Annotated in this window: 18 protein-coding genes; 5 read left to right on the forward strand and 13 right to left on the reverse strand. The window is 47.3% G+C overall.

The window, feature by feature from the left end; genetic code table 11:
* Positions 1-87 precede the first annotated feature (87 nt).
* The 5 genes from N836_RS50020 to fbp form a co-directional block, all read right to left on the reverse strand.
* Complete coding sequence (locus N836_RS50020) at positions 88-504, reverse strand: hypothetical protein (protein WP_023072310.1); 417 nt, start codon at positions 502-504, stop codon at positions 88-90.
* A 306-nt stretch (positions 505-810) separates the two neighbouring features.
* Positions 811-2,151 carry a glucose-6-phosphate dehydrogenase assembly protein OpcA gene (gene opcA / locus N836_RS50025; protein ID WP_023072312.1) on the reverse strand — a complete coding sequence of 447 codons (1,341 nt, stop codon included), beginning with the start codon at positions 2,149-2,151 and terminating at the stop codon, positions 811-813.
* A 125-nt stretch (positions 2,152-2,276) separates the two neighbouring features.
* A complete protein-coding gene (gene zwf / locus N836_RS50030; protein ID WP_023072313.1) occupies positions 2,277-3,806 on the reverse strand; it encodes a glucose-6-phosphate dehydrogenase in 1,530 nt (509 codons plus the stop codon).
* A gap of 99 nt (positions 3,807-3,905) precedes the next feature.
* Positions 3,906-5,045, reverse strand: a complete 1,140-nt coding sequence (gene tal / locus N836_RS50035) for a transaldolase (protein WP_023072314.1) — start codon at positions 5,043-5,045, stop codon at positions 3,906-3,908.
* Between the two features lie 96 nt (positions 5,046-5,141).
* A complete protein-coding gene (gene fbp, locus N836_RS50040; protein WP_031292525.1) occupies positions 5,142-6,203 on the reverse strand; it encodes a class 1 fructose-bisphosphatase in 1,062 nt (353 codons plus the stop codon).
* Between the two features lie 494 nt (positions 6,204-6,697).
* Here fbp and N836_RS50045 point away from each other — a divergent pair, with 494 nt between their 5' ends.
* Positions 6,698-12,313 carry a CHAT domain-containing protein gene (locus N836_RS50045; RefSeq protein ID WP_023072316.1) on the forward strand — a complete coding sequence of 1,872 codons (5,616 nt, stop codon included), beginning with the start codon at positions 6,698-6,700 and terminating at the stop codon, positions 12,311-12,313.
* A 96-nt stretch (positions 12,314-12,409) separates the two neighbouring features.
* On the opposite strand, the gene N836_RS50050 is transcribed toward N836_RS50045, so the two are convergent.
* Positions 12,410-13,123 carry a helix-turn-helix transcriptional regulator gene (locus tag N836_RS50050; protein ID WP_023072317.1) on the reverse strand — a complete coding sequence of 238 codons (714 nt, stop codon included), beginning with the start codon at positions 13,121-13,123 and terminating at the stop codon, positions 12,410-12,412.
* A gap of 112 nt (positions 13,124-13,235) precedes the next feature.
* Between N836_RS50050 and N836_RS50055 the strand changes: the two genes are divergently transcribed.
* Positions 13,236-14,486 (forward strand): MFS transporter, encoded by a 1,251-nt coding sequence (locus tag N836_RS50055; protein ID WP_023072318.1) that lies wholly within the window; start codon positions 13,236-13,238, stop codon positions 14,484-14,486.
* 227 nt (positions 14,487-14,713) lie between these two features.
* On the opposite strand, the gene N836_RS50060 is transcribed toward N836_RS50055, so the two are convergent.
* Positions 14,714-16,198 (reverse strand): aminotransferase-like domain-containing protein, encoded by a 1,485-nt coding sequence (locus tag N836_RS50060; protein WP_023072319.1) that lies wholly within the window; start codon positions 16,196-16,198, stop codon positions 14,714-14,716.
* Positions 16,199-16,398: 200 nt separating this feature from the next.
* On the opposite strand from N836_RS50060, the gene N836_RS50065 reads away from it, so the two are divergent.
* Positions 16,399-16,701, forward strand: a complete 303-nt coding sequence (locus N836_RS50065; protein WP_023072320.1) for a hypothetical protein — start codon at positions 16,399-16,401, stop codon at positions 16,699-16,701.
* An 83-nt stretch (positions 16,702-16,784) separates the two neighbouring features.
* Here the strand turns inward: N836_RS50065 and N836_RS50070 are convergent, their stop codons facing one another.
* Entirely contained in the window at positions 16,785-17,522 is a 738-nt protein-coding gene (locus N836_RS50070) for a carbon-nitrogen hydrolase family protein (RefSeq protein ID WP_031292527.1), read from the reverse strand.
* Positions 17,523-17,666: 144 nt separating this feature from the next.
* Positions 17,667-18,416 (reverse strand): hypothetical protein, encoded by a 750-nt coding sequence (locus tag N836_RS50075; RefSeq protein ID WP_023072322.1) that lies wholly within the window; start codon positions 18,414-18,416, stop codon positions 17,667-17,669.
* Between the two features lie 187 nt (positions 18,417-18,603).
* Between N836_RS50075 and N836_RS50080 the strand changes: the two genes are divergently transcribed.
* Positions 18,604-18,975: a hypothetical protein gene (locus tag N836_RS50080; RefSeq protein WP_023072323.1), complete on the forward strand. Its 372-nt coding sequence runs from the start codon at positions 18,604-18,606 to the stop codon at positions 18,973-18,975.
* A gap of 55 nt (positions 18,976-19,030) precedes the next feature.
* Here N836_RS50080 and N836_RS0137820 read toward each other — a convergent pair whose 3' ends face one another.
* A complete protein-coding gene (locus N836_RS0137820) occupies positions 19,031-19,777 on the reverse strand; it encodes a DUF2927 domain-containing protein (protein ID WP_023072324.1) in 747 nt (248 codons plus the stop codon).
* 328 nt (positions 19,778-20,105) lie between these two features.
* On the opposite strand from N836_RS0137820, the gene hisC reads away from it, so the two are divergent.
* On the forward strand, positions 20,106-21,161 hold the full coding sequence (gene hisC, locus N836_RS50085) for a histidinol-phosphate transaminase (RefSeq protein ID WP_023072325.1): 1,056 nt from the start codon (positions 20,106-20,108) through the stop codon (positions 21,159-21,161).
* Positions 21,162-21,245: 84 nt separating this feature from the next.
* On the opposite strand, the gene N836_RS50090 is transcribed toward hisC, so the two are convergent.
* From N836_RS50090 to N836_RS50100, 3 genes are all read right to left on the reverse strand, one after another.
* Positions 21,246-21,632 carry a hypothetical protein gene (locus tag N836_RS50090; RefSeq protein WP_023072326.1) on the reverse strand — a complete coding sequence of 129 codons (387 nt, stop codon included), beginning with the start codon at positions 21,630-21,632 and terminating at the stop codon, positions 21,246-21,248.
* Positions 21,633-21,923, reverse strand: a complete 291-nt coding sequence (locus N836_RS50095) for a putative quinol monooxygenase (protein WP_031292539.1) — start codon at positions 21,921-21,923, stop codon at positions 21,633-21,635.
* A 94-nt stretch (positions 21,924-22,017) separates the two neighbouring features.
* On the reverse strand, positions 22,018-22,935 hold the full coding sequence (locus N836_RS50100) for a helix-turn-helix domain-containing protein (RefSeq protein ID WP_031292540.1): 918 nt from the start codon (positions 22,933-22,935) through the stop codon (positions 22,018-22,020).
* Positions 22,936-22,941 lie beyond the last annotated feature (6 nt).

The following is a 22,941-nucleotide window of genomic DNA, read 5'->3' on the forward strand; positions in this document are numbered from 1 at the left end:
GGTTGAGCGGAGTCGAAACCAGCGGTGTTAAGGACGTTTGCTTTCGGCTATCTACCTTACAGACGTTCCATGAAACGTCTCTCAACGCTACTGCTTTGTTTTAGGCAATTGCCCCTGGGGTTTCAGCCTACGTTCACCCTGCGCCAGTGCTTTTTGCACTTCAAACAGTTGTTCTTTATCCACAGCCTCAACAAAAATCCTCAGCAAAAACAAACTAGCCCCATCCGATAGCGTCTCAAGACCATTGGGATAAATCGCTAAAAACTTTTCTTTTTCACTCTCACTCATCCCCAGAGCAATACTTTTACCATCCACATAGATCTCCTTACGTCGTCCAACAACCCTGGATCTAATTTCAAATTTTTTCTCCCATATCTGCCAATTAATCCACACCTCCTCCTGTTCCTGAAGTGCTAGATCAAACCCATAACGTCCAACAATATAATAGGTCGGCTCTTGAGCGACAGGATCAAGGGCTTGCATTTCAATTTGGCATAGCAACATAGTTTGCTGTGACTACTCCTCAAAATAAACGGCTTATATCTGCACAGAAAAAATCGTTTGCCTCGCTTTGTTCCATAGTCTCTGGGAGCTCCAAGAATTGAAAAGTCAGGATAACCCTACAAAACAATGGGGGCTGTCTGCTTGGATGCAATCACAACCCATTGTTTCTAGCTACTATGTAGACGCATCTCATGTTGAACCTCAATATTCTGGTGAACCAAAACTCACTAAAAAGCCGGGGTCAGACAGTCTGTCTGGCTCCGGCTTTTTCATTTATGTGACAGTTAATCTGCGGTCTCCTCTAGGCTAGTTGTTGACAAGATCTAATAGCTTTAAAATCTGAGCCGTCACTGCCAGGCTTTCTTCAAACAGCACATCTTCACCCCATCGCTGTAGCTGCTGTTCGAGTAACAGGTCAGACCGCTGGTCAGAGATGGCTGTAACTTCTTGAATGTAACAAGATTGGGCTCCACCACCCGATTCCATCCGCATACAGCCTGCGGTTTCAGAACACAGAATAGTGCAGCAGTTGGCATCCAGGTTCGTCGACGACATTCGCAGCCCGGTTAAATCACCCAGGACTTCTCCCACGTCGGCGACTGGGATAGCGGCTAGCTCCACATCAATGGAACGTCCATGTTTGTCTTTGAGGGTGATGCGCCGTAGATCGTAGTCGCCACCTTCCAACTGATAGTCTTCAGGTTGCCACTGGAGACGACTGGCGAGCCAACCCAGATAAAGTAGGGCCTGGGCCGCGTTGCCCTTTTCGTAATCAACACCGACCTGGTCCATTTCCAGCAGTGCCAGGCGTCGCTCAGGCGGATCAAAGGAGGCGGCAGACAGTTCCTGCCATGGTGCGAGGCGATACCAGTTTAGATCGGCTACATTGGTGCCGCTATCCACCAGCTGATGAATTTTTAGCAGTTCTGATTCAGGATTGCCGTAGTAGCTGGAATCTAAAATAATGCAGCTACTCAGCTTGGCCATGGATTGGAACAGCAGTTGTTCAGGGTTTGGTGTTGCTTTCCACCAGACAAACTTGGGCAGATCATCAATTACCAATGATTTAACCAGGTTATCGACTCGGTCTAGTGCTTGTTTTGTCCCTCGTAGCGTAATGTACTCGCAGCACACCAACCGGCTACCACTGCTTTTCTGGATCGGGCAGTAAGCGGATACCTGGGCCGTGACACCGGTATCTTCATCGTCAAAGGTGGGGCAAAGGGTAATGACCCGACAGGGGTTCTGGGCAGCTAAGGCTTCGTTGAGGCTGAAGCCGCGCAGGTCAGCATTGCTGTAGTGTCGCTGTTCAGGTAGCAAAGCCCGAAATTCTTGGCGCAGACGATTTAGGGTTGCTTGATCAACCCGATTAGTAATCGGTAGGTCATAGGTTTGTTGAGCTTTTGCGATCGCATTCCTGGTCTCTGGCCCATGCTGCCCATCGATGGGTTTACTGTAAAAGCCTAGAGCGGCCAGCAGCTGCTGAATCTCTTCAGGCTCATAAATAATCACATTGAACGTGGTTGCCCGCGTCGCTACACCGGAGCCATCACTGGCATAGTTATGCCATATATCCCGTAGTTCAGCTTCAATGTCATCAACTGAAATATCTTTAGGCTTTTGTAGCGTAAGTAGAGAGGTCACCATAGCTTTACCGCGCGATTGGATAGTAAGGTCAGGGGGATTGAAAGTTATTGGTTATTCGTTCTTAGTGACTAGTTATTGGTTATTCGTTCTTAGTGACTAGTCGTTTCAACACGCAGAACCAATAACTAAAGTCTGCGCCAGCGACGACCGACTTTGTTTAGCAAGAACTCAGCCTCGACCGGTTCCCACGTACCTGCTTCATATAAAGGAATCTGGGCCGGATCTGCCGGACTATCCCAGGCTTCTAGTACCGGCGTTAATACCCGCCAGGACTCTTCTACCTCATCGCCTCGGGTAAACAGGGTTTGATCCCCAAGCATAGCGTCTACCAACAAACGGGCATAGGCATCAGTACTGGGTTTGCCAAAGGCCGCATCATAGCGGAAGTCCATGTCCACAGAGCGTGTCCGCAAAGAACTACCCGGCGTTTTCACTTCAAACCGCATCGAGATCCCTTCATCAGGCTGAATTCGCAGGGCCAGAATATTATCATTCATCTGCTTTGCTGCCGACTGAAACATCAGGTGGGGCACCTGCTTGAAGTGTACTGAGATTTCCGATACTTTTTTGGGCATCCGTTTACCCGTACGTAAATAGAAGGGCACCCCTTGCCAACGCCAGTTATCTACCCGCATTTCAATGGCAGCAAACGTATGGATGGTGGACTTTTCCAGTCCTTCTTCTTCTTCACGATAGCCAGGTACCGCCTTACCCTTCATCCAACCGTTGGTATATTGCCCTCTTACAACACATTGGTCCAAATTCAGGGGGTCTGCCAGCCGTGTCGCCTGCAGTACCTTAACTTTTTCATCTCGTACGCTAGAGGCCTCTAGAGAATTGGGTGGCTCCATGGCCGTTAGACAAAATAGCTGCATCAGATGGTTTTGCACCATGTCCCGCAGGGCTCCAGCGGTTTCATAGTAACCAGCTCGACCTTCTAAACCGACCGTCTCTGCCACCGTGATCTGGACGTGGTCTACAAACTGACGATTCCACAACGGCTCAAAAATGGCATTAGCAAATCGAAATACCAGCAGGTTCTGAACGGTTTCTTTACCCAGATAGTGATCAATGCGATAAACCTGCTGTTCCGGAACAGCAGCGCGCACCTTTTGGTTCAAAGCCTGGGCTGAGGCTAAGTCACGGCCAAAGGGCTTTTCAATAATTAAGCGCTGTTTGGTTGGATCGGCCAGCATACCCGCCGCTCCCAGCTGCTGGGTGGCCTCAGCAAAAAAGCGCGGTGCCACCGATAGATAAAACAGCCGATTTCCTCGCGTATAGCGTTTCTCGTCTAACTCGGATAAAAAGGCTTTGAGCTTCTGGTAGCTTTCCGGTTGATCAATATTGCCCGGACAGTAAAACAACCCAGACGAAAAGTTCTCCCACAGCATCTGGTTATTGATACCGCCGCCGTAGTCTTCAATTCCTTGCTTCAGATGCTCCCGAAAGAATTCATGACTCCACTCCCGGCGAGACACCCCCACAATGGTTAGCTCCGGAGGCAGTCGCCGCTCCTGACGCATTTTATACAGGGAGGGCACCAGCTTACGCTGGGTTAGATCCCCGGATGCGCCAAAGATCACTAAGATCTGGGGCTCAGGAATACGATCTTGTTGGAGACCAACGCGTAGGGGATTTTCGAGGAGAGAAACCATGTGGGGGAATAGGGAGAATGAAAAACGGTAGGGGCACCCACAAAGGGTGCCTGAGATAGAGAACTGGGCACCCACAAGGGGATGCCCCTACGTTTGTTGTTACGCGGGTGACAGTTGTTTAACCTTCATCACTAGCGAATCCATCAGCTGGTCAAAAGGCTTGATAAATTTGTCGATGCCCTCGGCTAGTAGCTCGTCCATCACCTGGTCAAGGTCAATGCCAACGGTAGGCAGGGTCTCAAGCACAGCATAGGCTTGATCTACATCGGTTTCAATACGGCTGGTGACGCTGCAGTGGTCGGCACAGGCTTCAATGGTCTGGGGTGGCAGTGTATTGACGGTATCAGGGCCAATCAGCTCATCGACGTACATAACGTCGCTGTAGGCTGGATTTTTGGTGCTAGTGCTGGCCCACAATAGACGCTGCACCTTGGCTCCGTTGGCAACCAGGGTCTGCCAGCGATCGCTTTGGATGATCTTTTTGTATTCTTGGTAGGCGAGTTTGGCATTGGCGATCGCAACCTTACCTTTTAACCCAGCAATCTGATCCCGCTTATTCTGGTCAGACTCAGCCAGCTGATCCAGGGTGTCATCCACCTTGCTGTCAATCCGGCTCAAAAAGAAACTGGCCACCGATGCGAGCGAGCTGATATCGTTACCATCAGCCAAACGGCCTTCCAAACCGCGAATGTAGGCCCAGGCGGTATCAATATAGCTCTGAACTGAGAACAGCAGTGTTACATTGACGTTGATCCCATCGCGGATAGTCTGTTCAACGGCCTTTAGTCCCTCGGGTGTACCGGGGATCTTAATCATCAGATTGGGCCGACCGATAGCAGCGGCATAGCGGCGGGCTTCCTTCAGCGTACCCTCTGCATCGTGAGCCAGGTTGGGGGGCACTTCCAGGCTGACATAGCCATCCAACCCATTGGTGGATTCATAGATGGGCTTAAGTACATCACAGGCGCGACGAATATCGTCAAAAACCAGTGACTCATAGATTTGATCAACGGACTGACCCGCCCGGACACCGGCTTCAATCTCCTGGTCGTAAATCTGATTACCTGCGATCGCTTTTTCAAAAATGGCTGGGTTAGACGTGATCCCATGCACATCCCGACTATCAATCAGCTGAACCAGCTCGCCTGAAACCAGCAAATCTCGGCTCAGATTGTCCATCCAAACACTCTGACCATAGTCCTTCAAATGTAAAATTGGGCTGTCATTTACCGTAGTCATGGGTGAGTTAATCCTATGTAATTTATCCGTTTAATCTGTCTCAGATCGCTTTAACCAATGCGACCAGCACCGTCGGAAATACGTTTTCCACCGGTCCTAACCAACAACGGCGATCTCAGCTTCACGCTCGCGAAACCGATCTTGAATAAACGATTCCACTAAGGCCACATCTTCTGTACTGCCCAGTACCAAAGGTGTACGCATGTGTAGCCGATCAGGAGACACATCTAAAACTTCCTGAGTACCGGTCGAAGCGCGTCCCCCGGCCTGCTCTGCCAAAAAGGCTAAAGGTGATGACTCATACAGCAAGCGCAGTTTACCCTCAGGGTTTTTAACGGTGCCTGGATATAAAAACACACCGCCCTGGGTCAAAATACGGTGAAAATCTCCTACTAAAGCGCCACTATAGCGAGCTGAGTAGCCTTCATGACGATGCACGTACCGAATATAGTCTCGAATAGAGTCATCCCACTGCCAAAAGTTACCTTCATTTACACTGTAAACAGGGCCATGGGCTGGGATTTTAATGTTCTCTTCCGAAAGGATAAATTCTCCCAGGCTGGGATCAAGGGTAAATGCATGAACGCCGTTACCAATGGTATACACCAGAACAGTACTGGGACCATAGAGAATATAGCCTGCTGCTAACTGCTCTCGACCCGGTTGCAGCAAGTCTTGCCCAGTTTGTCCTTCATCATTTCCCCGTTGTTGGCGGATAGCAAAAATTGAACCAACATTGAGATTAATATCTACATTTGAAGAACCATCAATGGGATCATAGAGCAACGTGTACCGACCAATTGGACAATTTTCTGGGATATAAAACGGGGCTTCCATCTCTTCAGACGCTAAGCGACAGACCAAACCGCTTTGCTTAAAGACAGAAATAAAAACGTCGTTGGCATAGACGTCCATTTTCTTGACCGATTCCCCCTGCACATTTTCGCGTCCGGTAAACCCGAGGGCATCTTCTACCAAACCGGCCCGTGATAAATGTCTAGAAATTAGCTTGCCAGCTAAGGCAATACGATTCATTAAAGCGCTTAGATCTTGAGCATCTGGCCCAAAACTTTGCAGCTGCTGTAATATATGGCGCGACAGCGTCATTGAGTCACGATCTAACGTGGCCTCGTGGGATGGTTGATAAGTTTCAACCATAAAACCTCCATTACCTCTATCAACAAACTGAGGCGAGCGAGGAAGCATCTAGACAGATACTCCTACTGCCATGTTAGGAACCCGATCTGAGAAATGAAAAAAATTTTTAGATCAGTTACAGAAACATCCCTAAATCCATAATCTGAATCAATTAGTGAAGTTTAAACCAGATTAATAAGAACAGATGAGTTTAGGCTGAGCCATATTTTATCTGTCTTAAGCATTTATCCTACAGGCCGATGTTTCTATGACCAAAAATAAGTGAATTTACCTAGAAACCATGAGGCTCACCTAAAAACACCTATCTCCACCTAACCCCTATTATAAATCTTGTTACTGCCGTCAGTATTTGCACAGCTTCAGCTATCAGGGAGTTGTCCAACAAAAACCCGTGTCATTAGGGTTACATTTCAATCATAAGTTAGCTGTGATTAAAAAGGGAAAGTTGTGACTATTGCAACTTGACTGCGTTCGGCATTAGCATTTTCAACATTATGGGCCACTCAGGATGGCAACGGCTAAATACTCTGCAGCTAGCAGGTTGCTTAGGTATTTTTGCTCTGGGGATTGCACCTGCCTGGGGACAAATAACACCGACAGGAGCGACATCAACGACTACAAAAGGTTTTCAGATTCAGGTCACCGATGGTATTCAGTCAACAGATGAAATCAATCTCTTTCATCAGTTTGAAAACTTTAATGTGCAGCCTGACCAAACAGTCATATTTATGGCTTCAGACCCAGTTCAAAATATTTTGGGTCAAGTTACAGGTGGGCAAGCATCGATCATTGATGGTGGATTAGCTGTATCCAACAATGCTAACTTGTGGTTACTAAACTCCGCTGGCATCCTGTTTGGACCCGATGCCCATCTTAATTTGCAGGGAGATTTTACGGCGGCCACGGCTGACGCCATCGGATTTGAGCAAGGCTGGCTAGCAGATGGAGCAAACTATCAAGCGTTGGTCGGTGCGCCCCAAAGTCTCGCATTTATCTCTAGCCCCGCCCATCTGGTTAATCTGGGAGACTTACAGGTAGACCCTGGCCAGCGTTTAAGTTTACTAGGCGGCAGCGTCATTAATGCGGGCACCTTAGTGGCTCCTGCCGGCACAATTACTGTTGCTGCGGTGGCAGACAACAGTCGGGTACAGCTAAGTTTAACCAACCAGATACTAACCTTAGATCTTGAGCCCTGGACCACAAGCGGTTGGGAGACTGACATAACACCCGTGAGCTTGCCTGCTCTGCTCACAGGTAGCCGCTTTGCAGATGCCAACACGCTTATCCTTGAAACAGACGGTACAGTACGGCTCACCCAAACCGAGACGATTACCCCTGCCGCAGGTCATGTGGCCATTACTGGCACTATCAACAGTGCTGGAGATCAGGGTGGACAGATCGCGATTTTAGGAGACCAAACCTCACTTGTTAATGCAGACATCAGGGCTGACGGCATTAATCAAGGGGGGCAAATTTATGTTGGGGGCAACTACCAGGGCAGAGGTCCACTGCCCAACGCCAGCCAGACGAGGGTGAACTCAGGCTCTGAACTCAGCGCTAATGCCCTACAGCAAGGTAACGGTGGCCAGATTATTGTTTGGGCCGATGATGTGACTCATTTTAGCGGCAGTGCCTACGCCGAAGGGGGGAGCCTCAATGGTAACGGCGGCTTGATCGAGATTTCTGGTAAATCCCACCTGGGGTTTGATGGTCAGTTCTCCCTGAGTGCCCCTCAAGGAGAGTCAGGCTCCATCTTATTTGACCCTGATAATATTCGCATTGTCAGTGATGGTACCCCGGCAGAAGTTGCAACAGAATCGCTTTTACTCCCTGATATTAGCGCTATTGATAACGATTTCGGCACGCTCACCCTCCATGCCAATACCTTAGAAAGCTGGGACGGTGATGACAACATCATCTTCCAGGCTAATACCAATATTGAGATTGATTTGGGTGGTAATAACGAACTGACATTTCAACCGGGCACGGGCTCCATCACCTTTATCGCCGATGCCAATAACAACTTTATTGGTAGCTTTTTTATGAGCGGTGCTGATGATTTGCTGAAAACATCAGGACGAGATATCAATATATCTGGAACAACCATTACCCTCCAGTCCATTGACGCTGATTCGGCAACGGGAGCAGGTGATGTCAATCTTACAGCTCCGCTGCTAACCTCCATCGCAGGTAGTTTGAATGCTGAAAATATCACAGTCAGAAGCAATGAACTCAATCTTAATGGAGGTAATAATTCGATTATTGGCACAACGCTATCCATTGAACCGGATAACCCAGCAACAGCAATTAACCTAGGACCGGGTACCAACACGCTATTTGACTTAGACCTATTAGAAACAGATATCTCGGCCCTCAAAGATGGATTTACCCATATTGCCATTGGGCGTTCTGATGGTACGGGGACCATTACCCTCCACGATTCTGTTACCGATAGAGGGGCAACACCGTTTCAAGATCCCGTGAATATTCTGGGTGCAAACAGTCTGAGGGGACCTGAGCAGGTCACTGACTGGACCGTAACAGCAAATAATCAGGGCAATCTAGATCGTCTTTTTAGTAACGGTCTGAGTTTTGAAAATGTTGACTCAATTGTTGTCAGCAATGGCACTAACGATACCCTCCAGGGTGCTGATGGGGATGATATAGCCACGTTCTCAGGGGTTGATGCGGGCACGTTTAACGGCATTAATTTTGCGGGTATTCAAACAATTAATGGGGCAGGAGGTAATGACCAGTTTATTTTTGGTAATGGCGCGGTTATTAACGGTAGCCTGGATGGTGGCACTGGCAACAATACCCTAGACTACAGTGCCTACATCACCGATATTACTATCGACTTAGCCACAGGCAGCGCGCCAGGAACTGGAGGCATTAGCAATATTCACCATGTGATTGCCGGTAGTGGTGCCAACACGCTGCAAGGAACCGCTGCTAACGATGTGGTCACTCTAACTGATGTGGGTGCTGGCATCCTGAATGGCACGGCATTTGAAGGGTTTGAAACAATTTTACCGGGAGATGGGGACGATCGTTTTATTGTTAATGGTGGCACATGGACTAATTTGGATGGCGGTGCTGGGACTGATACGCTGGACTATAGTGCTAGTGCCGTAGGAGTGACTATTGATGTTGAAAATCAGACGGCCAACAATGTTGCTGGTTTTGTTAGTATAGAAGACTTCTGGGGTGGCAATGGGGCTGATATACTACTGGGGACTAGTGGAAATGATGCGATCGCAATTACTGGAAATAACACCGGCACCTTAAGCAACAAGACATTTGCCAACATTGAAACGGTAGACGCCAGAGCTGGCAACGACACATTTAGCTTAAATAATGGCGCATCAGTCACTGGCACCCTGATCGGTGGTGATGGTTTTGATACTGTTGACTACAGTACCTATACCAGTGATATTACTGTTGATCTACAAACTAACAGTACTACCAATATCACCAGTTTTAATACCCTCGAATCCTTTATAGGCGGTAGCGGCAATGATAACTTTAAGCTGGATGGCACCGCCTCTATTGCATCTATCGATGGCGGTGCCGGTAATAACACTTTAATTGGCGACAATATTGCCAGTATTTGGCACTTAACAGCTAGCAATACAGGCCATGGTCCAGGCATCGACAATTTTATAAATATTCAAAGCCTCGTAGCAGGCAATCAAGCAGATCAAATCAACAGTCTTGCCAACGACGCCGGTTTTACCGGTACTGTAGATGGAGGAATGGGTCCACTGACATTTAGAGGCGATCGTATCAATCTGGGTACAGCCATTACAGGCAGCGGCGAACTTATCATTGCACCCAGCTCTACCTCCAGAGATATACAACTAGGTGGGGCTGATGTGTCAGCTGCTCTTACCCTCTCCACAACGGAATTGGCCAGCATCTCGGCAGGATTTACAAGCATCACCATTGGCCACGCTGAGAGCAGCGGTACGATCACCCTGGAAGCCGATGTTACCCTGCCCTCCCCTACTACCCTCTCTTCTCCCCAGGCGGAGGGAAGTATTGACACTCAAGGCTTTAACCTGAGCGCCCCTGAACTCATACTGTCAGCAGCCCAAGATATCACAACGGCCAGGCTGACGGCTCCAGCTGGCATTAAAATCAACAGCGGTGGTGCCGTCAGCACTCAAGATATTTTGACCAATACCGCCCTGGATGGGGGTGATCTGGTGATTAATGCGGCGACAACAATTACTACGCAACAGATTGATACAACTGGTATAACCGGTGTTGGGGGAGATGTTACCCTCCAGTCTGCAGACACGATTCAGGTTCACACCGTTCGCGCTGAGGGTGGGCCTGCAGGCGGTAATGTCGATATTACCACTGATCAATTTTTCCGAGCTCTCCATAGTTTTACTAATTTAGACGGTTACAACGCTAGCATTTCTACTGCTGCCACCAACGGTACAGGAGCGATTACTATTCGCCACGGCGGCAACAGCACTGTTCCCTTTCAAGTTGTTGATAGTAGTGTCCTGGGCAGTACTGCTGGCCTTGCCAGCGGAGACTTTTACATCCCGGCAGAAAATTTTTTTCTAAATAGCTACACGCTAGGTAACATTGCGCTGCTGACCCAGGATATCATTGCTCCGCCAAGCGTTACTCCACCACCGACCGCTACCTCGCCTATAATTTCTAACCCACCAACTGCTGCCCTCCCAGCTGTGGTTATTAATCCGTCTGTAGGGACAGACGTGCCAGCAGTTGGGCATATCCGGTTACCGCTGCTTGGCAGTCATAGCCATTCCCTGGATGAATCAGGCGCTTTAGCCGGTACTAATCATGACAATAGCACTCTATTTGAGCAGTTAGAAAACTCTTTTTCAGACCAGTTTAAGTCTCATTTAAATTTATACGAACGGGTGAGTATCTCATCCGTTAGTTTAGCCTCAGCGACAAAAATTCTGGAGGATGTCGAAGACGTTATGGGGATAAAGCCGGGTGTCTTATATGTATACTTTTTAGTGCCAGATCAAGCAGAAACCGCCCTGCCAGAAGCTAATGAACTCAATCCTGAGGATGAGCTAGGACTACTGTTGCTAACCCCTACAGGTGAAACTATCCGACGTAAAGTTGAGGGGGTTACCCGTAGTGAGGTCATGGCAGTAGCTGAGGCTTTTTACACCCAGGTGACCAATTCCATATCTGCTCCCTCCCAATATCTCCCGCTTGCCCAACAGCTTTACACCTGGTTAATCACTCCCGTCGAAGCTGAATTACAGCAATACGGCATCAATAGCTTAGCCTTAGCCATGGACACCGGCTTACGTACACTTCCGGTTGCTGCTCTCCACAATGGCACCGAGTATTTAGTTGAACGGTATAGTTTAGGAGTCATTCCTAGCCTTAGTTTGACCGATTTTGCACCAGATAAGTTTCTCTACAGCCAGCTAGAAAGTACACAGCTACTGGCCATGGGAGCTTCTCAGTTTCCATCACAGCGGATTCTACCAGCTGTGCCTGAAGAACTCAAAGTTGTCACCCAAGCATTTGATGATAGTAAGGTTTTTCTCAATGAGAGATTTACTCTGGGTAATTTGCGATCGCAAATTACCCAGAGTAACTATGGAATTATCCACTTAGCCAGCCATGGAGTATTTGAGCCCGGCGAACCCGACAATTCATACATTCAACTTTGGGACCAGCCGCTCCAGCTTGATCAGGTGCATCGGTTAGGCCTACAAGACGCCAATATTGCCCTGATGGTATTAAGCGCTTGCAATACCGCCCTGGGCGATCGTGAGGCCGAGTACGGCTTTGCTGGGCTAGCGGTTAATGCTGGGGTTCAAACATCCGTTGCTAGCCTTTGGCCCATTAGCGATGAAGGTACCCTGGGGTTAATGACCTACTTTTATCAACACTTACAGCAACAGTCGGTACGCGCAACAGCTCTGCGTCAGGCTCAGCTAGCCATGCTACAAGGCGATCTCCAGTTTGCAAACGGCACTCTCTATGGGACTGATGGGCAAGTTCTAGCCCATTTTCCAGAGCTGGAAAACCACGGACGTTGGAACTTTACACATCCCTTTTACTGGTCTACTTATACTTTGGTCGGCAGTCCTTGGTAAACCAAGGAATTCTCTTTAACCTTACGCAAAACAAACAACGTACTTACAATACTAATAATGATGGTGCGTTTCCGTGAAAGTTGAGTAGAAACAGTTCTAGGCCGGTTCATCCCCTAGATCAGCAATCGCACTTTCTCCAGCTTTTTTATCATCAGATACCACGCGATAGGCACAGCGTCTGGCTCCCGCCAGCAGATGTTCTGTACGCTCCACTTCAACTCCCAGCACAGTCTGAAACACTTCGAGTTCTCGATCACACAACCCAGTACAGGTTGCGGCGGCGGCACAGATAGGGCAGTGATTTTCAACCAGCAGCATCGAGCCATCCTCCTGGGGTAAAACATTGGCCATATAGCCCTCACTGGTGCGGATATCTGCCAGCGTTTCCAGGCGTTCCTGCCAGGAGTCTTGTGCCTTCATTTGGGCACAATACGCCTCAAGTTGTTGCTTGGTGCGGATATCAAGCAAACGATCTAATCCTTCTGCTCCAAATGCTTCTGTAACTGAGTGAATCAGACTCAGGGTTAACTCGGCATAGCCTTCTGGAAAAAAGCGATCAGCCGCCGCTGTCAAATGCCAGAGTTTTGCCGGACGTCCCATGGGACGAGCTTCCTCTTCGTAGGCGATTAGCTGTTCATCTTGAAGTGCATAGAGATGCTGTCTGACCGCCATGGCTGAGATCCCTAGCTGTGCAGCAATGGTATGGGCATCTGCCGCTCCCGCTTGCTTAAGTAGGTGAATAATAGCCCGCCGTGTGCGCCGGGGCTCATTCTTTTTACTACGAGTTTTTTTCGGTGGCTTTGTGGTCATGATTACATTCTAAAGAATTTTCTTTACAAAGTCGAGTTCAATCGCTAGAGTAGTTTGTAAAGGAAAAACTTTATAAAGTCGGTCGCGTCTGTAGACTGACAACGGAGGCTTTATGGCGACGTTAGTGACCTCCTGGTTTCCCAAACTAAACCCACAGGTTTGGATACTGGTTATCGGTCGATTTCTCTCGCAGATTGGGTCGGGAGTTGTCCTGTTTTATGTGCCGATTTATTTTGTCAATCAGGTCGGGCTATCGCCGACAAAGGTTGGTATCGGCTTGAGTAGTGCTGCCATGGCCAGTGCCGGTGGCTATTTTCTGGCAGGCTCTATGACAGATTCTCAATTTTGGGGACGTCGCCGTACGCTGCTGCTTTCCTGCTGTATTTCTATTCTGGCTGATGGCGTATTTTGGTTCGCTCGCGGTTTCTCTCTGCTGGTTTTGGCCAATGTTTTAATGGGGCTAGGAGATAGTCTCTACTGGCCGGCCTCAGGAGCGGCGATTACCGATAATTCTAGCGATCATCAGCGTGAAGAAGCTTTTGCTGTTTCTGGATTAGCGGATTCCCTGGGATCAGGGTTAGGAATTGTTCTTGGTGGCTTACTGTTGACTACTGGCAATGCTTATCAACAGTTGTTCGTCGTGGATGGTATCACTTTTTTGATCTTTCTCGGTGTGTTGGCATTTGTATTTAAGGACGGTAGTGATAGACAGTGCTCTGCTGAATCAGCTCAAGGGATGACAGCCTGGAGGAAAGCGCTATTCAATCCTATTTTCTTAGTGTTTGCAGCGGTCAACATTTTGTTTACCACCTACATTAATCTGATGGAAAGCACGATGCCGCTATACTTTACGAACTTTGTTCACAACGCTACAACACCCAGGATGACGCCTGAAAATGTAGGGATTTTGTTTTCTGGCTATGTACTGATAGCCGCTCTATTCCAGTTGCCCATAGTTCGCGCCATGCAAACCTATCGGCGTGTCCATGTCTTAATGATATCCATACTGTTATGGGGTATGGGCTTTATTTTGGTTTGGTTTGTGGGTATGTCGGTTGGAGCCCAGGGCGTGTTAATGGTAATGGCGGTGGTTGTGTTAGCGATCGCAAATGTTACCTACAATCCCTTTTCAGTGGCATTAGTCACAGAATTAGCTCCAAAATCGTCTCTGGGAGTTTACCTATCCTTAAACGCCCAGTGTTGGACTGTTGGCTATTTGTTGGGACCGCTGATCGGCGGTTGGGCCTTGGATCAAAACGCAGACACGGCTCGGGGACTATGGATGACGGCGGCCTTCAGTGCATTGGTTGGGGTACTCATTCTCAAGCAGCTGGACAAGTTTCAATCAACCTGCGATCGCTGAGCAAAAAATCTAAGGATCGCAATTCCTATCAAGCGTGCCTTGGTCAGCATCACTAGGATAAGAAAAGATGTCAATCATCTACCCATCTATAGCCTCAACCTGGGACTTTATTTTTGTGCAATCTTCTTAGCGGTCTTTCTCCGGACCCTTTGATTTGACAGATCTGTCCACTCTACGTTCTCAGCCGCTGATTTCCTGCTGTTGAGAACGTAGAGTGTTATGTTTCTCTAAATGGCTAAAATTTGGCGAGCCAGTTGCTTTTTGGTTAAATTCCCTAAGGTTTTCATTGCCTGGTCGATCTCATCGGACCAGGGTAACCCAGTGTTTAGGCGAAAACAATTTTGATATTGATTGGATGCCGAAAACATGGGGCCAGGAGCAATGCTAATGTGATGTTGAATCGCTTCTTCAAATAGCTCTAGTGCATCGAAACCACCCGGAATCTCAACCCAGAGCACATGCCCCCCGCTAGGACAAGTGACTCGCGTTTCAGCAGGGAAATAATCCAGAATTGCCTGGAGCATGCGGTTCATTTGTTGTTGATAGGCACGACGTAAGTTGCGCAGGTGACGATCGTAACCGCCGTTGGCAAAGAAAGCAGCTACGGCCAACTGTGGTGCGGTGGCGGTCATGTGACTGACAACAACTTTCAGATGTTCCACCTGTTGCTGATATCGACCTGGAATACACCAGCCTACCCGGAGCCCAGGGGAGAGGGTTTTGCTGACCGATGAACAGTAAATCACTCGTCCTTCTGTGTCAAAAGCCTTGATAGCTTTGGGGCGATTGCCCTCAAAGTTGAGGTCTCCATAGACATCATCTTCAATTAGGGGAATATCATATTGGTTGAGTAAATCGACCAGAGCCTTTTTTTTGCGATCGCTCATACAGCTGCCGATGGGGTTACTAAAATTTGACACCAGCATACAAGCCGACACCGATTGTTTTTTTAGAGCTGATTCTAAGGCGCTTAAGGAAATTCCATCCTGTGGATGTGTTGGCAGTTCCAGGGCATTTAACCCCAGAGAATTCATTGCCTCCAGCACCGCATAGTAGGCGGGGGACTCAATCACAACAGTATCCCCAGGCTGAGTAACCGTACGTAGAGCCAGATAACAGGCTTCTGTAGTTCCCGCCGTGGCGATGATCTGATCCGGTGTAATAGAACAGCCTGCATTGAGCATGCGTTTGGCCACTTCTCGGCGTAGAGGCTCACAGCCTGGCACTGTATTATAGCTATGAACCACCATGGGATTGTTCCGCATCACCTGTCCCATTAACCGATTCAGGGTATTAAGCGGAAAGTGCTGTACACCAGGGACTGCAGCCCCAAGATGAATAGTTTCAGGGGAGAGGTCTATGCGCAGGAGTCGCAGCATCAGAGAAATATCAACCGGGCGGATCTGCGACGGTGGTGTGGATTGGGACGGCTCCTCTGGTAATGCCAGTGCTGTGGTTTTAACGTAATATCCCGACTGGGGACGAGCCACAATGAAACCGCGATCTTCTAACAGACGATAGGCTTCAAGCACCGTAGACGTGCTAACCGATAGCTGCTGCTTAAGTTTGCGCACAGACGGCAGGCGCTCCCCTGGCTTCAGGGTGCCCTCTCGGATCAGGGCTTGGATGCGCTCGGCCACTTGTTCATAGAGGGTTTGGTCAGTGGCTGCTTGTAGCGGGGTGAGCTGCGAGGAAAGTGAACGCGCGGTCATCGGTATAGACTCCATCCTGAGCGAACGGGGGTACAGTTAAGCCTCAAAAAAACCAGTACAGTTTATTTTTATGAAACTGTACCCATAACAATTTAACCTAATTGCCTCTGTTCTGGTCATGTTTTTTTCGCAAAAATAGGACCTATATCTGGCACAGGCGATCGCAGCCAGAAGTGATCTAACAAACGGAGATATCACTAATGAAATTTCAGCGTCGGTTATCTGAGCCCCATATCGTTAGGCTGGAGAGGCAACTATCCGAGTCCCGCTGGCTTTTTTCAAAAGCCTGGTGGCAGCATCTGAGCTCTCCGGTATTTCGAGAGAAATTCTGGGCGTACCTTTTGAAGCTGGCAACGGGATCGTCTGAGCCAATTATTGAAAAGCGGTGCGATCGCCAAGGGCAAACCTACTACACCATCTATGATCCGGTCACTGAGCAACAATCGGCTCGGTTATCTGAAGCTGAGGTCCGAACCTGGCTTGAGCAGCGATATTACCAATAGTGTCGATGGGGAACAGATGATTATCCCGCCCAACCGATAGACGACCTGGGGATTGCGATTAAATAATCATGCCAGTAGCATCGTCAACAGAAAGCAGGATCATACACGTTAGCTTTTCCACTAACCGTATCTACCATCAAAATCCCCTCTGAATTACTATCCATTTGCATAAGCAACTCACCCTGATTGTTCCAGACAGCCGACTGGCCAACACTGGTGAAGTTATCGCACGGGCCAATGGCGTCAGACATGATTACATGCATATTGTGCTGACGTGCAATGGCAGGGTAGTGCAGTATGGCTTTAGCCATGCCGGTTGCAGGTTTGGCAACGCTGGCAAGATACACATCTACCCCCAAACTTGCAGCATGATCAGCGTGATTTGGCTGTAGCGATTCGTAGCAGATTGCTGGCACAAGTTTATGGGCGGATGTTGTCAACACCAGTTGTCTATCACCAGCCACAAAAAAAGGCAGCTCATCACTGTGCAGCTGCTGTTTAGCATAGCTGTGACGGGGTGTTTTGGGTTCAAACCAAATCATGCCAATTTGCACTTTTGATGCTGCGGGGATTGGCAAACCGACCCCGATAACAATGTTGTGCGTGTCGCTGTATTGCTGAAAAATATCAAGTCGGGGATCTGTTATGTCGGTGGCAAGGGCCTGCACAAGCCCCGGTTCATAACCCGTGAGTGACAACTCTGGGAAGAAAACGAGGTCAGCACCTTGGGCGGCAGCAACCTTGATGAAGTCTAAATGTTTAGCGATGTTTGACGCGATATCGCCTGTAAAAGATTGAAGTTGGACGGCACTTATTTTCATACTGAGTTTCTTGTCCCCATGCATAGAACCCTTTTTAGCAAAGCCTTAAAGAGTTTCTTCAAAAAAGTGACTGCAGTGGCTTTAGAATAGCATTGTTGACCAGTGCGATCGCATCACTGCACAGACTCGATCAACGCAACGAATTCAGTTGGGCCAGCTATCTCGTGACTGATACAATGCCAGCGCAAAACCCGCATGTTCGCTTAAACCCTGGGGTGGATAGCCTAAGGCATGGGCCGCGCGATCGCCATATAAACAAGCCATAATCGTCGGATAATCCAGGGTAGACAGATGCGGTACGATCACCTCCTGCATATAGGCCATATCATCCTTCGCAAGAGTGGGCTGCTGACAGCCAGCCATTGCCATGGCATAGCCTTCCTGATGTAGCATCTCTTGCAAGGTATGGGCAATACCATGATGCCGAATGTATGCAGTCCGATACAAAGTTATCAAAGTCTCTTCCCGCACTGTTTGCACAGATGGCGTTTCGCTGGTCCACAGCATCACAGTTAGCCACTTTCGCTTAAGACTTGGTTCTATCTGGAAGCGATAACTAAATTCGGCTGTGTAGCGGTTGGTCCATCCTCCCATCAGATCATCGGCAACCACCAGCCCCAGCTTAAACGTGGCTGAATCTTCCTGAAGCTGATCTGACACATCTGCAATTGCTTGAGCTGCTACTGCTTCTGCATTTATTGCCAATAAATTATCAAGCATTGCCGGTATATGCTCTTTACCCATTGGATTCATCGTCGCCATCGGCAACAGTTCTGCATCAGAAGCGTCAGCGTTAAGCATCGTTTTGAGATAAGTACGAAATCTCTCTTGTCCATCTGAGATATCGTAGAGATCTCGCTGAAGTTGTAATAATGGAACAAGTTCAAGCTGCATGATGGACCTGTTAATAATGCTTTGTCTTACTGCCAATATTACTCATACACTTTCAAAATGACATCAGTTATTGACTTCTGAGGGTTACCACCAGAAAAACTATCACTTGCCATAGTTGATTTTTGGGTTAAATCAGAGGTTAAAATAAGATATGCACTTAACGTCTCAACCCTGACCATTGGCAGCCGTGACTCTATTCAAAAATCTACGTGGTGGCGCACTGCTTAGCTTGGGCTACATGTTATCCCCACTCTCATGGTGGAACGATCTGTTTTTTAACTTGCCCATCGCCCTGGTCTTTGGCTATGGGGTAAGTTGGTTCAATTCCCATTGGTTCATCCCTGGCACAGTCATGGGCTACTGGCTTTCTAATGTTCTAGGTATGGTGATGATTCAGTTTGGGGCGGTTGATATTTTTCTAACCGATGAGAAGCGCAACGTCACGCGGGATACAGTGATTGGGTTTGGTGGTGCAACTCTGTATACAGTCATTGTGGCGGCGTTAGTTTATTTCCATATACTGGACATTCCTGACTTCTTAACAGATTTACATCCCTGAGTTATCTTTCTGTTTGCATAGGGTTGGATAACTCTCAGTTTGTTAAAAGTAGAGGTTATCTCATTGCTGGCTGGCTAGATTTAAAAACTTTATTGATGTCTTGTTGGGTCATGCCTGGTCTTACTTGCTCACTGTACAAAACTTCGATTAGATGTTTATCCATCTCTGAATATTCTGTAGTTTGCGTCCAGTCTTGGTAGAAAATACTCTCTGGATATTGATAAGAATCATTTAACAATCCTAATGACTGGGTGAGTTCTTCCCTTAATAAATGCTTTTGGGCAGCCTGATCGCTAGTTCTGACAATATCAACGTACATTGAACCTTTATAGATCTCATTGTCGCCATTCCAATAAATCCAGAGGAGACCAAAATTATCATCTACATAGGCCCTGGCATTGGGTTCTATTTGTGAATACTCCTCTCCGGTACCAAAGTGTATGAGATAATTGGCTTCTTGTTTTGAGGGGGTTCGTGATAGCTGGATGGAATCACTTAACGTGTTGATCTCATTGATGATTTTGGTTAACTCCGTATCTAAATAGTCAGGATACTGTCCAGATACAAATATTCTAATGTCCGTCACCCATTTATTTATTCTTTGGGTTGAAGCACCAAACTCTGCTCCAAAAGCCACTTGATCAAAGTAGTCAAGAATTTTGTTCGCTTGCTGAGCCGACAGGTCAGTACCCTCAGCTGGAGAGGGATCCGTCGTAATAGTTGAGGGCAGCTCATGGTTAGACTGCCAGCAACTACTCAGGCTAACTATTAGAAAAACAGTGCCAACTAAAAAACGGAGCATCAGTGGTCATGTCGCAGGACGATTGGGCAACCATATCTTAGCCTAATCATTCTCAGCGTCTAATAATTAGTGCATAGCCTGTGGCGATCGCTCATTTTAAGGTGGGGTAGTCGATGTATCGACGTTCTCCAATCGAAAATGAGCACAATTTTCAATGGAACCGTCATAGTGGAATATTCACTAACGGGGTTGGAAGCAGGGGTATACCCCTGCTTGCGATCGCAAACTGGTCCAGACAATATTTCCCAAGTATTGTTGAATCTCGTAATTAATCCGATCAGCAACAGCTATCCTAAAATAGGCTCACGCTGCACGTTCTAAATTTTCCATGGGTTACTTTCGTTCTGCCATTGATGCCATGACTGGCTATGTTCCGGGTGAACAACCTGCTCCAGGAACCAAAATCATCAAGCTCAATACCAATGAAAACCCCTATCCGCCGTCGCCACAGGTGGCCAACGCTCTACAGACCCTCAATATTGATGAACTCAGACGCTATCCTGATCCATCGGCCACAATGTTTCGTCAGGCTGTTAGCGATGCCCTGCAGGTGCCTGCGGACTGGGTGATTGTCGGTAATGGCAGCGACGATATTTTAAATCTGTTGGTGCGAGCCTGTGCGGAAAGTCGCGATCGCCAGGTGGTGTATCCAACCCCCACCTATGTGCTGTACAAAACGTTGTCGGCAATGCAAACAGCCGATGTGGTTGAGATTCCCTATGCTCAAAATTTTCAGCTACCTCTCGATGCACTGATTGCAGCCAATGGTGCAATTACGTTTGTGGCCTCGCCCAACAGTCCATCGGGTCATATAGTACCGCTAGACGATTTGCGGACCTTAGCAAAAAATGTGTCAGGCATTGTTGTCATTGATGAAGCCTATGTGGATTTTGCAGAGTTCTCCGCTCTGCCTTTGGTGCATGAGTTTGAGAATGTTGTTGTTTTGCGTACGTTGTCAAAAGGATATGCCTTAGCGGGGTTACGCATGGGTTTTGGGATTGCCAACCCCAAGCTATTGGCAGGATTGTTTAAGGTGAAGGATAGTTATAATGTGGATGCGATCGCAATTGCCCTGGGCACAGCCGCTATGCGCGACCAGACCTACAAAAACGCCCGTGCCGAGCAGGTTAAAGCCTCCCGTGAAAAGCTGTCCAGCGACTTAAAACACCTGGGGTTTTCCGTACTTAAGTCCCAGGGCAACTTCGTCTTAGCCACCCCCGGCAGCAAGCCTGCAGAGTTCCTTTATCTCGCATTAAAAGAGCGAGGCATTCTGGTACGCTACTTTAATCAACCCGGACTAGCCGATAAGCTACGCATCTCTATTGGTACAGAAGCAGAAAACAGCATACTCATAGAGGTATTAGCAAGTTTGCTCAATGGATAATCAATCTCATTTGTGTAGGAAATCTTACATCGTATGTCCCAGCTCGGTAGATCTGACGTTACAGACGCATCTGAAGTCAACACTCTAAAACTGTAACTTTTGTTTTCCAATTCTCCAAGACTGAAAATAGAGGAAACTCACAACAGCTTCAATTAATACGGCAGCCAAGATACCTGGACCTGCATTTCCTCTCAAAAATTCAAAAGTACCTAATAATGACAAGGCACCCATAGAGATAAACACACCAGCAGATATTGCTTGACGAGCTGGGCAATGTTCAACGTCTCGTGACAGAAAAGTTGTAATAGAAAAACCTAAGAACAGCAAAGCAGCTCTCTTCATAATCAAAATTGCTGCATTATTTCCTTGGATATGAAATAGCCAAAACACAAGCTCAGGAAAGAATAGCAGCATGACAGACAAACTAAGAAATAGAGCTGCCGTAAGGGAACTAAGGGTGTAAAAGTTCATCTATAATTCCACCTGATCAAAGTATTTTATCTCTGGTGGTGCTTCTAGAAAAGTGGCAAGTTCTTTCAATACACCATTTTCTGAGATAGCGTTGATATATTTCCGATGATGTTCAATGCTAAGCCATTCTTCATCAAAAATCATCGTCCTATTTTCCGGATCGAGATAGACTATGACCTGCTGGCAGCCTGAAAAACCGCGAACATTAGGCAAATTTTCTGCGAGAAATGACATTAAAGTGTCTATACTGTCTGATTTTACTTTTGATTCGATAATTACTTTTTTACTCATATTGCTTCCTACTGGATAAAGACCAATAAAAACAACAATAAATGCATAGGCTGACCGTTACTACCCAAAAACAGACAAAAATACTGTTTTCTGGTCAACTCTCCGTTTTTATTTGATGCGGTGTTTGGTTATACATTTTTTTGAATGCTGTAATGAAATGAGAGACGTTCTCATACCCCACTTCATTAGCGGTTTCTGTCACCGACAATCGTTTGTCTACCAACAACATACGAGCATGGGTTAGACGTTTTTGTACTATCCATTGTTTGGCTGTTGTCCCATAAAGCTGCTTAAATTCTCGATTGAAGGAGGAAACACTGCGACCGGATAATGCAGCAAAGTCTTTTACATTTAGGTTGGAAATGATATATTTTTTCATCAATCGTTTGATATTTCGCTTTGGGTTTTCCTGCTGTTTTGAAGCCTGTTGTTGCAAAGATAAGCGCGATCGCAATTGCTTTTCATGATCGTTGATATCAATCAGGTGCAATATTTCTAGCAGTTTGAGCTTGAGGAGATGTGGAGAGTTATGCAAAGACAAGTAAGTCGCCTGCAGTGATTGAAAGAATAAAGTTATTAATGGGTGCTGATTGATTTTGAAGATTGTTGCTTCTTCGGTGGATGATGGGGAAATGTTAGCGCCTGTTGCCAGAAAATCAGTGACGATATCATCGCTAAAAAAAAGTAGGTACGCATTCAATGGATCGCCTGAATTGATGTAGTCGGAATGCAGATTGAGGCCTTTGGGCAAAAAGATAGCCTCATTCAACCCCAGAGTAAATGTCTTGTTGTCACAGGTTGTAATGACTTCCTGACCAGTCTTGATGTAGACGAGGCAGACCTCACTTGTATAGAATTCTATATCTACTAGATCCTGCTCAAGTTCTTTATAGAAAATAGCTGCATGGGGGCTGTGTAATAAGGGTTTTACATCTCTCATGCAATACAGTGCTGCAGGAATATAGAGAATATTATTTTCACAATGTTGAGCAACTGATTTCTTTGTAGCCATAGTCTT

The sequence above is a fragment of the Leptolyngbya sp. Heron Island J genome, assembly GCF_000482245.1.
In the GTDB taxonomy this organism is placed as follows: Bacteria; Cyanobacteriota; Cyanobacteriia; order Phormidesmidales; family Phormidesmidaceae; genus Leptothoe.

Bases quoted from the DNA above. Each gene is read 5' to 3' on its own strand.
- zwf (WP_023072313.1), bottom strand. From the start codon at position 3,806: ATGGTTTCTCTCCTCGAAAATCCCCTACGCGTTGGTCTCCAACAAGAT.
- N836_RS50070 (WP_031292527.1), bottom strand. From the start codon at position 17,522: ATGAAAATAAGTGCCGTCCAACTTCAATCTTTTACAGGCGATATCGCG.
- N836_RS50020 (WP_023072310.1), bottom strand. From the start codon at position 504: ATGTTGCTATGCCAAATTGAAATGCAAGCCCTTGATCCTGTCGCTCAA.
- N836_RS50075 (WP_023072322.1), bottom strand. From the start codon at position 18,416: ATGCAGCTTGAACTTGTTCCATTATTACAACTTCAGCGAGATCTCTAC.
- N836_RS50095 (WP_031292539.1), bottom strand. From the start codon at position 21,923: ATGAGTAAAAAAGTAATTATCGAATCAAAAGTAAAATCAGACAGTATA.
- N836_RS0137820 (WP_023072324.1), bottom strand. From the start codon at position 19,777: ATGCTCCGTTTTTTAGTTGGCACTGTTTTTCTAATAGTTAGCCTGAGT.
- N836_RS50050 (WP_023072317.1), bottom strand. From the start codon at position 13,123: ATGACCACAAAGCCACCGAAAAAAACTCGTAGTAAAAAGAATGAGCCC.
- opcA (WP_023072312.1), bottom strand. From the start codon at position 2,151: ATGGTGACCTCTCTACTTACGCTACAAAAGCCTAAAGATATTTCAGTT.
- N836_RS50045 (WP_023072316.1), top strand. From the start codon at position 6,698: ATGGGCCACTCAGGATGGCAACGGCTAAATACTCTGCAGCTAGCAGGT.
- N836_RS50065 (WP_023072320.1), top strand. From the start codon at position 16,399: ATGAAATTTCAGCGTCGGTTATCTGAGCCCCATATCGTTAGGCTGGAG.
- N836_RS50055 (WP_023072318.1), top strand. From the start codon at position 13,236: ATGGCGACGTTAGTGACCTCCTGGTTTCCCAAACTAAACCCACAGGTT.
- hisC (WP_023072325.1), top strand. From the start codon at position 20,106: ATGGGTTACTTTCGTTCTGCCATTGATGCCATGACTGGCTATGTTCCG.
- N836_RS50100 (WP_031292540.1), bottom strand. From the start codon at position 22,935: ATGGCTACAAAGAAATCAGTTGCTCAACATTGTGAAAATAATATTCTC.
- N836_RS50060 (WP_023072319.1), bottom strand. From the start codon at position 16,198: ATGACCGCGCGTTCACTTTCCTCGCAGCTCACCCCGCTACAAGCAGCC.
- tal (WP_023072314.1), bottom strand. From the start codon at position 5,045: ATGACTACGGTAAATGACAGCCCAATTTTACATTTGAAGGACTATGGT.
- fbp (WP_031292525.1), bottom strand. From the start codon at position 6,203: ATGGTTGAAACTTATCAACCATCCCACGAGGCCACGTTAGATCGTGAC.
- N836_RS50090 (WP_023072326.1), bottom strand. From the start codon at position 21,632: ATGAACTTTTACACCCTTAGTTCCCTTACGGCAGCTCTATTTCTTAGT.